A 15,077-nucleotide genomic window follows, 5' to 3' on the forward strand; every position below is an offset into this window, starting at 1 on the left:
AACGGACTGGTTGACCTCCCACTCCCCTGGAACGAATCCCCATTGTTCTCGGTTCGACAAGTCCCGGCGACTTCCTTCCTCCATCCCACCTAAAGGCCTGTCCATGGCTTTCTATCGGACTGTCTTTGCATGTTGCGTCATCGCATCCGCATCGGCGCACGCAGATCAGTATGTGAATCATTCGTTCAACCGCCAACAGTTGACGTCCACCTATTTTTCTGAAGGTGCCAACGTTGGCGACGTCAATGGCGATGGCGCGGCGGATGTGGTTTACGGGCCGTATTGGTTTGCAGGGCCGGACCACAAGACCAAGCACGAAATCTACAAGCCTGTGCCCCAGGACATGAACCGCTACGCGGACAACTTCTTTTCGTGGGTCGACGACTTCAATGGCGATGGTTGGAACGATGTGTTCGTCGTCGGCTTTCCTAGCACCCCGGCGTACGTCTACGAGAACCCGGGAAAAGATGGCTTCGATTCCCACTGGAAGAAGCACCAAGTCTTCGATTGGGTATCCAATGAATCGCCTCAGTTGGTCGACATGTTCGGCGACGAACGGCCAGAACTCGTTTGCACACGGGATGGCTTTTTCGGGTTTGCCACCATCGATCCCAAGGATCCGTTCGGAACATGGGACTTCCATCCTGTGTCCGAACAAATCGCCGCCAAACAGTTTGGTCATGGACTTGGGATCGGCGATGTCAATGGCGATGGGCGATCGGACATTATCCATTCCAATGGCTGGTACGAACAACCCGCGGTCGACGCCGATACGACGCGTTGGCGATCTCATTCGGTAAAGCTGACCGCGGGCAGCGGTGGGGCCGAAATCTATGCATACGATGTCGACGGCGATGGTGACAATGACATCATCACCAGCGATTCGGCCCATGATTTTGGGCTGGGGTGGTACGAACAGACGTCGGATGGGAATGACATCTCGTTCAAACGCCATGACATCATGGGATCGCACGTTTCAGAGAACAAATACGGAGTTCTGTTCAGCGAACTCCACTCGGTCGCATTGGCCGACATCGATGGCGATGGCTTGAAAGACATTGTCACCGGCAAGACCTATTGGTCGCATCACAAGCAAAGTCCGATGTGGGATGCCGGCGCGGTCGTCTATTGGTTCAAGCTGGTGCGTGGCGATGATGGTGTTGACTGGGTCCCGTACCAAGCGGATGGCGAATCCGGGATCGGACGCCAAATCTCTATCGCCGATGTCAATGCGGATGGTTTGCCGGACATCGTGGTCGGCGGCATGAAGGGCGGACACGTGTTGAAGCATCAAGTGGATACGGTGACCAAACAGCAGTGGCAGGCTGCCCAGCCGAAAGTTTATCGCGGGCCGAAGTTGCCATCGGTGAAAAATGCGACCAGCAAACGGGGGCCGAAATCCAAGATCGATGACGCGACGGGGACTGCCACCGGTGCGATCGAAGGCGAATCGCTGAGCCCGCATGTGAGCGGCGGTTCAGCAAAACCTCAGGATATGTCCGGGTTCCGTGGGGATCAGTGGAGCGGCAATGCACAGCTCTGGTGGACGGGAGGTCGACCGAGTGACAAGCTGACTCTGGAACTGCCCGCGTTCACCGGAGTGGTCGATCTGGAGGTGGTTCTGACCTGTGCCGGCGACTATGCCGTGGTGCAGCTTTCGCTTGACGATCAACCGCTGGGGAAACCAGTGGATCTGTACGACCGGTCCGTTGTTACCACCGGCGTGCTTTCGTTTCCCAAGGTCAATGTCGAAGGAAGCAAGCACACGCTTGGCGTTCAAATCGTAGGTGCGAATCCAAAAGCCAAGCAGTCGTACATGTTCGCCATCGACTATCTGCGCATCAAAACGTCGGACGGGAACTGTGTCGTTGGTCCCACCGGATCGTCGAAATCGGGTGCTGCGTCGGAAGGCGAAAAGCCCAAGTCGATCGACGGCAAAGTGCTGAACCTGGATTTTGAATCGGGGACGCTCGGCGACTGGACTCCCGACGGAAACGCGTTCGACGGCCAACCGATCCAGGGTGATACGGTTCATGCGCGACGTAGCGACATGCACAGCAATCATCAGGGCGATTTTTGGATCGGCAGTTTTGAAAAGCATGGTGACAAGCCGACCGGCACGTTGACGTCGACACCGTTGGTCGTGTCGCAGCGGTATGGTTCGTTTTGGTCCAACGGCGGTGATGGCGAATCGACACGCGTCGAACTGATTCGCAAGGACAGCGGCAACGTCTTCTATCAGATCAGTGGAACCAAACGCGAAACGATGCGGCGCGTGGTCGTTGACCTAAGAGGGCACGTTGGCAAAGAGATCATCGTGCGATTGGTTGACGAAGCGACCGGCGGTTGGGGACATTTGAATTTTGATGATTTTCGCTTGCACGAAACAGCACCGGCAAAGCCGACTCCGGCAAGCGTCGCACTGAAAGCCGACGAATACCCGCACTCTGGATTGGCCGCCCAACTAGCCGCAGAAGCGATGCAGTTGCCCGCTGGGTTTGCGGTGACCGTTGGCGCGTCGGAGCCAGAGGTGAGGCAGCCCATCGCGATGGCGCTTGACGATCGAGGGCGAGTCTGGATCGCGGAGGCTTACGAGTACCCGGTGCGAGCAAAGGATGGCGAAGGACGAGACCGGATCTTGGTCTTCGAGGACACCGACGGAAACGGATCGCTTGATAAGCGAACCGTGTTTGCCGAAGGGTTGAACCTCGTCAGCGGTTTAGAGGTTGGGTTTGGCGGTGTTTGGGTCGGGGCCGCTCCGTACCTGATGTTCATTCCCGACAAAGATGGCGATGACGTTCCCGATGCCGAGCCACAGATTTTGTTGGATGGATGGGGACTGCAAGATACGCACGAGACCCTGAACGCGTTTATCTGGGGGCCGGACGGCTGGCTTTACGGTTGTCATGGCGTGTTCACTCATTCGCGTGTCGGGAAACCCGGTACCCCCGATGCCGAGCGGACCCCGCTGAACTGCGGTGTGTGGCGATACCACCCGGTCCGACATGAATTCGAAGTGTTCGCCCACGGGACCAGCAACCCGTGGGGCGTCGATTTCAATGATCGCGGTCAAGCCTTCATCACCGCATGTGTCATCCCGCACCTGTACCACATTATCCAAGGTGCCAGATACCAACGCCAAGGCGGCCAACACTTCAACAAACACACCTATCGAGACATCGTGACGGTCGCCGACCATTTGCACTATCTAGGTGCCACACCGCACGGCGGAAACAGCAAGTCGGACTCTGCCGGTGGCGGCCACGCTCACGCCGGGGCGATGATCTATCTAGGGGATCGTTGGCCCGATCGCTATCGCGACCAACTGTTCATGAACAACATTCACGGACAACGTTTGAATGTCGACATCCTAAAACCCAACGGTTCGGGATACATCGGCGGACACGGTCCCGATTTCTTGATGACCGGTGACAATGCGTCTCAGATTCTGAATCTGCGTTATGGCCCGGATGGCAATGCGTGGATGATTGATTGGTACGACATGGAAGCCTGCCATCGCCGCGAGGTGGATCGGCATGATCGAAGCAACGGCCGGATCTATAAAATCAGCTACGGCGATCGTGACGGAAGCGTCGGTGTCGACCTTGCGAAACTGTCGGACAGCGAACTCGCCGAAACGGTGTTGCACCCGAACGATTGGTATGTGCGACATGGTCGGCGGCTGCTGCAACAGCGGTCGGTTGCTGGGCCTATCGATGCCGCGGCGGTCGCAACGCTGAACGAGATCGCGACCACGCATGCGGATGATACGCGTCGATTGCGAGCGGTTTGGGCATTGCATGTGATCGGACAACTTAGCGCTGATCGAACCAAGAAATTGTTCGCCGACCCTAGCCCGTATGTTCGTGGCTGGGCGATTCAGTTGGCGATGGAATCTGCCGAAAATCAGCCTTCACCGGAAGTGTTGGGGCAATTTGGCGATCTAGCACAGTCGGATGATTCGCCGATTGTTCGGTTGTACCTTGCGTCCGCTGCACAGCGGATCCCGTTGGATTCCCGCTGGCAACTGTTGGAATCGTTGACGTCCCATGCCGAAGATAGTCGCGACCATAACTTGCCGTTGATGTATTGGTATGCGGCTGAACCGCTAGCGGACGTGGACGCCCAACGCGCACTCACCTTGGCGATGTCTGCGGGGGAAGGGATCCCGTTATTGCGAGACTTCATGTTGCGGCGGATTGGAAGCCGTGATGCTGGGGAATCGTTGGCCGTTCTGGTCAGGGGATTGGGGGATGCATCCACATCATCGCTGCAATTGACTTACCTGAAATCCATTCGATCGGCTCTGCAGGGGCAGCGCCAAGTCGAAACTCCCTCGGATTGGGCGGCGGTTTCCCAAAAGCTGCTTTCCAGTGACGACAAGAATGTGCGACTGCAATCGGTCGCTTTGGGGGTGACGTTTGGCGACGAGACCGCGTTGGATGCAATGCGTTCCCAGGTGGTCGATCCATCGTCTGCGCAGAAGTCCCGTCAAGTGGCACTGGGGGCATTGATCGATGCGAATGACGCAGGCCTGGTGCCAACGTTGACGTCGTTGTTGGGGGACGAAGCATCGCTGCGCGAGGCAGCCATTCAAGGTTTGGCGCAATACAATGATCCCCGCGTCGCGCCAGCGCTGCTTGGTTCCTATGCCGACTTCACGCCACAGCAGAAACGGATGGCATTAGGGACACTTTGTGCACGCGCCGCCTCCGGTCACGCACTGCTGGACGCGATCGAGACGCAACAGATTGCGTCCACGGATTTGACCGCCGATCTGGTTCGCCAACTTCAGTTCCTGCGTGACAAAGGCATCGATGCAAAATTAGAAAGTGTTTGGGGAACTGTTCGCGAATCAGCGGCCGACAAAATGGCGATGATCGCCGAGTACAAGGCGTTGGTGGAATCCGATTCGCATCCCGAGCCTGATATCGAACTCGGACGATCCGTGTTCGCCAAGACGTGCATGAAATGTCACCAGCTATACGGTGTCGGGTACAAGGTGGGCCCCGATTTGACGGGATCCAATCGGTCGAACCTGGATTACCTGCTTAGCAATGTGGTCGACCCCAGTGCGGTGATGGCGAAAGAGTATTTGCCGACGGTGTTGTTGACGGTCGATGGACGAGTGGTCAGCGGGTTGGTCAAAGCCGAAGACAAAAATTCCATCACGATTCAAACGACGGATGCAGTGGTGGTGCTGCCGATCGACGAAATTGAGGATCGTTCGGAAAGCACCAAGTCGATGATGCCCGATGACCAGTTGAAACAGTTCAGCCAGCACGAAGTGCGATCTTTGGTCGCCTACCTGCGCGGCAAACAACAGTCGCCGATGTTGGCGTCCCCCGAAAACGCTTCCCTGATCTTCAATGGCAAAGATTTGGCCGGATGGTCCGGGGCCGACGGACTGTGGTCTGTCGAAAACGGCGAATTGGTTGGCCGTACCGAGGGTCTGAAGCAAAACGAATGGATCGTCAGCGACCTATCGGCCGACAATTTTCGATTGACCGTCGACGTGAAGTTGGTCGATAACGCGGGCAACAGCGGAATCCAGTTTCGCAGCCGAGCCCACGATGGCCAGGTCAGTGGCTATCAGGCCGATATCGGTCAAGGATGGTGGGGCAAACTGTATGAAGAACACGGCCGTGCCCTGCTGTGGGACCAATCAGGCGAAGCCCACATTCAAGTGGGTGATTGGAACACGTATCAGGTGGTTGCCGATCATCATCACATCCGGACGTACATCAACGGTCAACTCTGTGTTGATCTGGATGACCCCCAAGGGGCGGAGCGTGGAATCATTGCATTCCAACTTCATAGCGGGGGCAAAACCGAAGTTCGTTTTCGGAACATGCGTTTAGAAGTGCTCGGGGCCGACGAACCGACGCCGTAATCGTCGAAACTGTCTTTTTGCCGTTGCCCACCGTTTGCCGCTCGTTCACCAAGGATTCACGCCGTGCTATCGCGAAACTACTTCTGGTTGGGAATCGTCACGATCATCGCGCTGGGGCTACTAGGTCGCAGTGCCACAGCGGACGGCGACCTGGACATCGTCATCAAGGGAGGGCGGATCGTCGATGGCACGGGCGCCCCTTGGTACGTTGCCGATGTTGGATTGGCCGACGGAAAGATCGTCCGGATTGGACAGATCGCAGAGTCCGATGCGGACGAGGTGATCGATGCGGATGGATTGATCGTGGCACCGGGGTTCATCGACATGATGGGGCAAACGGCTTCCCCGATGGTCGATGATCCCAAGACGGCGATGAACTTGCTGACGCAGGGGATCACCACGATCAATGCGGGCGAAGGCGGATCAGCCGCTCCACTGGGGCCGGAACAGGGTAGACGCCAGGGGTACACGACGATGGCGGAGTATTTCGCACTGGTCGAATCCAAAGGACTGCCCGTCAATTTGGTTCAAACCGTCGGTCATACACAGATTCGCAGAATCGTTCTGGGGGATGTCGATCGACGTCCCAGCGATGACGAACTGGTTCAGATGCAATCGTTGGTACAGGAGGCGATGGAAGCGGGAGCGATCGGAGTTTCGACGGCGTTGATTTATCCACCGGCGGTCTATGCGACGACGAAGGAAATTGCGGCACTGGCGTCGGCGGCAGGCCAGTACGGTGGACGCTACTACACGCACATGCGGAACGAAGGCGATCGGTTGCTAGAAGCGATCGACGAGGCTTTGGAAATCGGTCGCGAAGGCCAGACGCCGGTCCATATCTTCCACCTGAAGGCCGCTGGACAACAGAATTGGGGCAAGATGCAGTTGGCCATTGCCCGTATCAAAGCGGCTCGGTCGCAGGGGCATCAGGTGACCGCAGATATCTATCCGTACATCAACAATGGGCTTGGGATCGCTGCACTGATTCACCCCCGTCATTTCGCCGACGGTCATGCACAGTTGTTGGCCCGGTTAGACGATTCCGATTTGCGTCTTGAAATTCGCAATGAAATGGAATCGTCGGACGGATGGGAGAACTGGTTTCGGCACGCCGGCAAAGATTGGGACCGGATTGTCGTCGGCCGCTGCAAAGATTCACGCTATCGCGGGCACGAGGGAAAATCGGTTGCCAAGATCGCCGAAGCGCTCGATGAGTCGCCTTGGGATACGTTTTTTGACCTCGTGAAGAACGACGCTTTTGCATTGCCCCAGACGATGACGGACGCCAACAAGATCCTGGCCATGCAACAGGAATTTGTTTCGTTTTGTACCGACGTAGGCCCCGCCGGTGGCAGTCGATCCGCCTCGCATCCACGCGCCTTCGGTGCCTTCCCGCGTTTGTTTTCGCGGTACGTTCGCGATTTGGGTTCGATTTCTTTCGAACGCGCGGTCGCACAGGCCAGCGCCGCCGCGGCCAACAACGTGATGGCATACGACCGCGGTCGGATTGCCGTTGGCATGGCGGCTGATGTGATCGTGTTTGACTATGACGGGCTAATCGATCGCGCCGATTTCAAGGACCCCGCAGCACTTTCCGAAGGCATGAAGCACGTGCTGGTCAATGGCCAGGTCGTGTTGGCAGACGGCAAATTCACGGGCAAACGCCCCGGTCGTGTTCTGCGAGGCCCGGGATACGACGCTGGCAAGGCGCCCTATGCCGTTTCGTCAGGACCAACGGACCCGCGATTTGCCAGCTACGATTCGGGGATGAAAGAGTTCATGCGAAAGCACCGTGTTCCAGGTGCGTCCGTCGCCGTGACTGATCATGGAAAAGTTGTCTTCGCACGTGGGTACGGATACGCCGATATCGCCACCCACGAACAAGTCGACCCCGAAAGCCTATTCCGCATCGCTAGTTTGTCCAAGCCGATCACAGCGGTCGCGATTTTGCAGTTGATTGAAAATGGAAAGTTGAATGCAACCGATAAGGTCTTCGATGTTCTTGACTTCAACGATGATATCAAAGCAGCAGGCGATGCATTCGACGTCCGTTATCGGGAAATCACGATCGAACATCTGTTGCAGCATCGTGGTGGTTGGGACCGTGATCAGTCGTTCGACGCGATGTTCAAATCGGTATCGTTTGCCAACCAGATCGGCGTCCCCGCACCGGCCGATCAATCGGCCGTGATTCGAGCGATGCTTTCCCACAAACTTGACTTTGATCCGGGGGCACGCTACGCCTATTCGAACTTTGGTTACTGCTTGCTTGGTCGCGTGATCGAAAAGCTGACCGGACAAAGCTATGAAGGTTACGTCAAACAGCATGTGCTTGCACCGATCGGCGTTACGTCGATGCGGATTGGGGCGACCCGCCTAGATGGCCGAGCAAAGCATGAGGTTCGTTACTACCATCCGGGAACGACCGAGTCGGTGTTCGCCGCAGACTTGGGCGACACCGTCCCATCGCCCTACGGCGGATGGAATCTGGAAGCGATGGATTCACACGGGGCATGGATCGCATCCGCAACGGATTTGGCAAAGTTCGCTGCCGCGTTTGATGATCCCGACAACTGTCCCATCCTGAGCCGCCGCAGCATCGAAATGATGTATGGGCGGCCGCCTGGTTTGGCGGGGCACGCCGAAGATGGGGCTCCGAAGTCTCGCTACTATTCGTTCGGATGGAGCAATCGAAACGTCGGCAAGGACAAGGTCAATCATTGGCACACTGGATCGCTTTCAGGGACCGCAACCATTTTGATCCGCCGGCATGACGGCAAGAATTTTGTTGCCTTGCTGAATTCAAGGGTCAGTCCCAGTGCGTCGCATCTGGGAAGTGAAATCGACAACTTGCTGCACGTAATGGCCAATGGGGTCACCGAGTGGCCCCAGTAGAAATCGTACCGAAGCATCGAAGACGTCAGTGACTTGTGCGCGGATCCCGCGGCCTCCACGAATCCCTTTACCCTCCATGAATCAAATTGCCTTGGTGACATGATGGATGCGAATCTTGCGGATGGTGTGGCCGGGTGCTCGCGACGATCGTTCTTGGCCAGCGCGGGCGGCGGAATGGGGATGCTGGCCTATGCGGCGTTGGCTCAATCACAGGATGCTGCGGCACTGTCGCAGCCCCATTTTGCACCACGTGCCAAACGAGTGATTTGGCTGTTCATGCATGGTGGTCCAAGCCACGTCGATCTTTTGGATCCCAAGCCAGCGCTGACGAAATACGGTGGCAAGCCGTTGCCGGACAGCTTTGGCAACATCATGACGCGGCGAAATGTGGCGAATAATCCGTTGCTGGCACCGGTTCGCCGTTTCCGTCCACGCGGTCAATCGGGATTGGAGATAAGCGATTTTCTGCCGCACATTTCGAAGCACGCTGACGATCTGTGCGTGGTTCGTTCGATGCACGGCGACAGCGTGAACCATCCACAGTCGGTCTATCAAATGAACACCGGCAGCATCCTGATGGGCTGTCCAAGTGTTGGCAGTTGGGTGGCTTATGGATTGGGGACCGAAAACCAGAACATGCCAGCGTTTGTGGTGCTTCCCGATCCCGGCGGCGGTTTGAAAGGTGGACCTCCTGCATGGGGCAACGGGTATCTTTCGGCGTCGTATCAGGGGGTGACGATGCGTTCGGGAAGCTCTCCTATTCTGGACCTGCAACCCCAGGACGGCGTGACCGCCGAGCAACAGTATCGCGATCTTTCGTTAATCCAAAGTCTGAATCGACGACACCTGGAACGGCGGGACTCGGACGATCGACTATCGGCTCGGGTGAAGGCGTACGAGTTGGCGTTCCGGATGCAGTCGGAAGCACCGGAATTGGTCGACATCAGTCGAGAGACTCAGCAGACAAAATCGCTGTACGGCATCGACCAACCCGAGACTCGCGAGTTTGGGGAGCGATGCTTGTTGGCACGCCGGATGGTCGAAAGTGGTGTGCGATTCGTGCAGTTGTATTCCGGTGATACCAATGGCTGGGACGCGCATGCGGATGTGGATAAGAATCATTCGGAATACTGTCGGCGAACGGATAAGCCCGTCGCAGGTTTGCTTCAAGACCTCAAGCAACGCGGATTGCTGGAAGACACCTTGGTCATCTGGGGTGGCGAGTTCGGGAGGATGCCGATGAGCGAGCAGGGGAAAGGGCGTGATCACAATCCGTGGGGGTTCAGTGTCTGGTTGGCGGGAGCCGGAATCCGGGGCGGACGCGCCTATGGGGCGACCGACGAAATCGGACTCCGGTCGGTGACGGACAAAGTGTCGGTGACGGATTTCCACGCGACGCTGCTGCACCTGCTGGGGATCGACCACTACGACCTAACGCACTTTCACAACGGACTGGACAAGCGTTTGACGGGTCCGGATGAAGCGGAAGCCATCGACGGGATCCTGACATGATGCGAATTCAAACGAGACGAATCGCTGGCAGTGGACGGGTGACACTCGGGGGTGCGGTCACGCGTCGCCCGGCAAAGAAGTGGATCGGCCGCTGGATGATGACGGTTGGCGCGGTCATCAGTTCGGGCTTGCCCGTGCCTTTGCCGGCGTTGGCCGCCGAAGAAAGCCAGGACGAATCGGCCAAGTATGTTGAAACCGCGATTGATCCCTATGACCGCGATCACTGGGCCTTTCAGCCGATCGCGAACGTGGATGTGCCGGTCGGTGGTGGGGCGGCGTGGGGCAACCATCCAATCGATGCGTTCTTGTTCCGCGAACTGGAACGTCAGGGACTTCGCCCACAGCCGCCGGCACCTGCCCACACGTTGATCCGGCGTTTGACGTTCGACTTGACGGGACTGCCCCCGACCCCCAGCGAAATCGCCGAATTCCAGTCCGACGATGGCCGGCAAGCCTATGCACGTGTGGTCGATCGGTTGCTGGATTCGCCACGCTACGGGGAACGCTGGGCTCAACATTGGCTGGACCTGGCACGCTTTGCTGAAACCGATGGTTTCGAACACGACAAGGTCCGGGCAGATGCCTGGACGTATCGCGATTGGGTGGTGTCGGCGCTGAATGACGACATGCCATACGACGAGTTTGTCCGCAGGCAGATTGCTGGGGACGAATTGTATCCAGACGATCCCTCGGCTCGGACCGCCACTCGATTTTGCTTGTCGGGCCCCGACATGCCGGACATCAATCTTGCCAAAGAGCGACAGCACAGCGTTTTGAATGAGGTTGCGTCGGCAGTCGGGGAAGTCTTCCTGGGATTGCAGGTGGGCTGTGCGCAGTGTCATGACCACAAGTACGACGCGATCAGTCAAGCCGATTTCTATCGCCTTCGCGCTGTCTTTGAACCTGCCGTCAAGCTTCGAAAGAACCAATCGCTGTCGGTGTTGGACGAAACGTTTCCGTACGAACACGCCAGTCACCTGATGCTGCGAGGCGATTTTCGTAGGCTGGGGCCCGAGTTGGATCCGGGTGTGATCCGCGTGGTTTCAACCAAAACGAACGTCTATCTACCGCAACCGACCGATGGGTCTGCGGGCCTGCGTACCGGATTGGCGAACTGGTTGGTGTCACGCGACAACCCGCTGACTGCCCGCGTGATCGTCAACCGTGTTTGGCAGCATCATTTTGGTACGGGGCTTGTCGAGACGCCCAGCGAGTTCGGGGTGATGGGGGCGGACCCTAGCAACAGCGATCTGCTGGATTGGCTAGCCACCGAATTGGTCCGGCGTGGATGGAGTCTGAAAGACCTTCATCGCCTGATCGTGACGTCCGCAGCCTACCGCCAACACAGTCGCTTGGCGGATGACGCATCGCCAGCAGACCGAGATGCGTGGGCAGTAGGACTGAAACAGGATCCGCACAACCGACTGCTATGGCGGTATCCTCGCTGGCGTCTGGAGGGCGAAGCGATTCGCGATGCCTTGCTCGCGTCGTCCGGACAAATCAATTTCAAAATGGGCGGTCCAAGTGTGCGTCCGCCGTTGCCCAAAGAATTGGTGGGGACGCTGCTGAAGGATCAGTGGAAGGTCACGCCGGACGAATCGGAACATGATCGTCGCAGCATCTATGTCTTTGCACGACGAAATTTACGCTACCCAATCTTCGAAGTTTTTGACCGCCCCAGTGCGAATGCAAGCTGTGCCGACCGCGGCGCTTCGACGACCGCACCCCAATCACTCCACTTGCTGAATTCCCAGTTCACGTTCAGCACAGCACAGCATCTGTCCAAGCAGATCATGCAGACCGAATCGACTCAGGAATCGCAAGTCCGTGCGGCCTTTCTTCGAACGCTGGGGCGAACGCCCGTCGGTGATGAACTTGACGAGGTCAACGAATTTCTGAGTGCCGGACAACTCTCTCGTGCTGACCAACTGACGCATCTGTGTCTGTCGCTGTTCAATTGCAGCGAATTCGTTGTCATCGATTAGTTTGGAAACGGAGCACCGGATCGAGTTTCATGGAATCGGATCCACGACGGGTCGATGAGCTTGTATTTCGGCTTGAAAGTCACCCAGGCTTGGCCAATGCAGCGGTTTGCCCAGGTCAACTTCTGCGACGCAGACGCTGCCCCAGTTTTCTGCGTGTGCCAGCGTGGTTCCATCCTTTGCGTAGATGGCTGACTGCGCCCAGTTGTCGCTAAAGTCCATGTAGGTGCTGCTGATTAGATAGACATGGTTCTCGCAGGCCCTAGCCGACGCCAACAATGGATTGCAGCCCCACACTGGCCAAGCGATCACTTCGGCGCCACGATTCGATAGCTCGCGAGCCACCTCGGGAAAGAACCCGTCGTAGCAGACCATCATGCCAACCTTGCCGAAGCGAGTTTCGAACACAGGGTACTGATCCCCCGGTGTTACTCCACCTTCGATTTCGCCGCGTGGCAGAGTGACCTTGCGATACTTGCCAACGATGTTTCCGTCGGGACCGAGCAGCACGGCGACGTTATAAATCAAGTGACCGTCACGCTCGATCAATCCAGCCACGATGTACGTGTCGTGTTGCATGGCCAGCTTTGCAAAGTAGTCGGACGATGGACCGGGAATTGGCTCGGCCGCATCGGCATAGCTGCCACCCGATCCATAGAAAGTCAACGTTTCGGGTAGCACGATCAAGTCGGCGCGTTGGCCCGCGGCGTCAGCGATCAGAGTCGCAAATTGTTCTCGTTTCTGTTTCGCAGTCTTTCCATCGCGGGGCTGGAAATGAACGGTGGCCAAGCGGACGGTTCGCGGGGCAGGCGCTTGAGTCACTTCCATCTTTGGCACCGTCCACCGCACCGATGAATGCGGCTCGCCCCAGCGGAAATGCAATTCAAGTCTCACTTGTGTCGCGTTGGGGGGCGACAGGTAGACGCCTTCGATCCGATCCCAACCATCACGCGTCGAAACCAATTTGGGAAGCTCCGGCTCTGCCCGTGGTCGTTCGCCTGGGCGATAGGACAAATCACTTGGCTCGGCGTGTTTCGGCTTGCCACCCGACGCGTCAAGCCAAACCATCCGAGCGACACCCGTGCGGCGAGGCAGTGCGACGCCTTCGGTCTTGCGATCGACGGAGAATCGATAGTGATGATTGCCTTGGACCGGAATCGTTCGCGTCCAAGAACCCATCAATCCCGCACGGTGATCGGCACGGATGATCAGCGATCCCTGGTCCGGTCCACCCGAAGGATCCCACGTGAAATCGGGCCGTATTTCCCTGCGCGGAGACTCCGCCGTCCAGCCGTCGGGTACGCTCTGGTCAGCACGAACGCCACTAGACAGAACGAACCATCCCACAGCCAGAATCAACAAGTTTTTCATCGGGTGTCTCCAATGCGTACTTCGTTTCGTGGCGACTGGCGTCCAGTGCCCGGTGACTTTACGTTGCAAGCGGCACGAGCTCTCATCCGAGCTATCCCGTTTACTTCGTTTTCGACATCCCTAGATTTGTTTGCAGCTGAGCTTGGATGATTTTGTCGGATCCTACGATCGGATCGCCATCCATTCCGCTAAACATGTTTCCAACGACGACGATCGGTTCGTCTGTTTCGATCAACAACCCGGCCGCCGCGTCTGGTTCCGGCTCGTGTTTGGTTGAAACGCTGTCGCGTCGGTTTTTGTCGCCAGTGTAGGAGTTGCAGAAATTGTTTCCTGTCACGGTGACGCGACCAGAGCCTTTTCGGATGGCAAGTCCCGCATTCTTGGCCAGAGTGAAGGTGTTCGCACTGATCGCGCACCCATGAGCATCCCGCAAATCGATGCCTCCGGTGAATTCATGCGCGATCACGTTTGCGCTGATCGTGATGCCATAGCAGTCTCGGTCGATGATGATGCCCCATCCATTGCATTCTTCGATCATGTTTCCGCTAAGCACGCTGCCGTAGGTGTTTTCGATGATCACACCATCGCCAAGGTGATCGTCCAAGTTGTTTCCGTTCATGCACAAGTTGAAACTATCCAGACACTGCAGCCCAGTTTGATTTTCTTCGAAATGGTTGGCCGACACAACGATGTCGTGGTTGCCTTCTAAACGAATCCCATCGGCTTTGTTGTAGGTGATCAGGTTGTCGCTGATGCGAGGATCTTCGTAGCAACGGTCCAGGAAAATGCCGTGTCGACCATTGCGGGACACGGTCACCGAATGGATGAAGATTTCGTTGACTTCTCTGGCTAACAACCCATCTCCGCTGTTGGGGTTGCCGGTAACCTGCAGGTCAACGATTTGGACTCGCCAAAGTACATCGTCCTTGGGTGTCTTTTTGCCGTCGTAGGTTGCGGCAGCAATCTCGATCGCGGGCAATCCGTCCGCGTTATTGTTTTTTAGGTGTGTGGCAGCGCCGCTGCCTCGAATCAGTGTGTCGGAGGTGCGGATCTTTAGCGGTTCGCTCAGCTCGAAAATGCCGGGTGGGATCTGCACGATTCCGCCACTGGTCGGCAGCGAATCGATGGCAGCCTGAATGGACGGGTGATCCGAAACGCTGACCATCATCGCGGGTGCGGGGCCAGCGGTATCTTCGGCTTGTGCAACAACACCAAGCAACGTTAGGGAAACCATGGCGGTTAGATAGAATCGAAGCATCGAAGAACTCGCTAGGCGGGAGGTGGGGAGGGGCTACTTTAAGTCACGATCATACACGCTTTGGACCATCCGAATCTGGATTGTTTCAGCGAAGAATTCGGTTTGGCATCGTGGTTCATCAGGCCGCCTCGACTGCGTTAGAATATCCGGCTGCCCATGGCCT

At 57.1% G+C, this 15,077-nt stretch carries 6 protein-coding genes; 4 read left to right on the forward strand and 2 right to left on the reverse strand.

Annotation, left to right across the window (positions count from 1 at the left end):
- Positions 1-103: 103 nt before the first annotated feature.
- The 4 genes from K227x_RS02060 to K227x_RS02075 all read left to right on the forward strand — a co-directional run bounded on the left by K227x_RS02060 (position 104) and on the right by K227x_RS02075 (position 12,288).
- Positions 104-5,893: a PVC-type heme-binding CxxCH protein gene (locus tag K227x_RS02060; RefSeq protein ID WP_246146447.1), complete on the forward strand. Its 5,790-nt coding sequence runs from the start codon at positions 104-106 to the stop codon at positions 5,891-5,893.
- Positions 5,894-5,956: 63 nt separating this feature from the next.
- On the forward strand, positions 5,957-8,791 hold the full coding sequence (locus K227x_RS02065; RefSeq protein WP_246146448.1) for a serine hydrolase: 2,835 nt from the start codon (positions 5,957-5,959) through the stop codon (positions 8,789-8,791).
- A 102-nt stretch (positions 8,792-8,893) separates the two neighbouring features.
- On the forward strand, positions 8,894-10,303 hold the full coding sequence (locus K227x_RS02070) for a DUF1501 domain-containing protein (RefSeq protein WP_145177114.1): 1,410 nt from the start codon (positions 8,894-8,896) through the stop codon (positions 10,301-10,303).
- Entirely contained in the window at positions 10,300-12,288 is a 1,989-nt protein-coding gene (locus K227x_RS02075; protein ID WP_246146449.1) for a DUF1549 and DUF1553 domain-containing protein, read from the forward strand. Before K227x_RS02070 ends, K227x_RS02075 begins: the two co-directional genes overlap by 4 nt.
- Positions 12,289-12,315: 27 nt before the next feature.
- Here the strand turns inward: K227x_RS02075 and K227x_RS02080 are convergent, their stop codons facing one another.
- Positions 12,316-13,656: a carbon-nitrogen hydrolase family protein gene (locus tag K227x_RS02080; RefSeq protein ID WP_145167848.1), complete on the reverse strand. Its 1,341-nt coding sequence runs from the start codon at positions 13,654-13,656 to the stop codon at positions 12,316-12,318.
- A 100-nt stretch (positions 13,657-13,756) separates the two neighbouring features.
- Complete coding sequence (locus K227x_RS02085; protein WP_145167849.1) at positions 13,757-14,914, reverse strand: right-handed parallel beta-helix repeat-containing protein; 1,158 nt, start codon at positions 14,912-14,914, stop codon at positions 13,757-13,759.
- Positions 14,915-15,077: the final 163 nt, after the last annotated feature.

Source organism: Rubripirellula lacrimiformis (assembly GCF_007741535.1).
In the GTDB taxonomy this organism is placed as follows: Bacteria; Planctomycetota; Planctomycetia; order Pirellulales; family Pirellulaceae; genus Rubripirellula; species Rubripirellula lacrimiformis.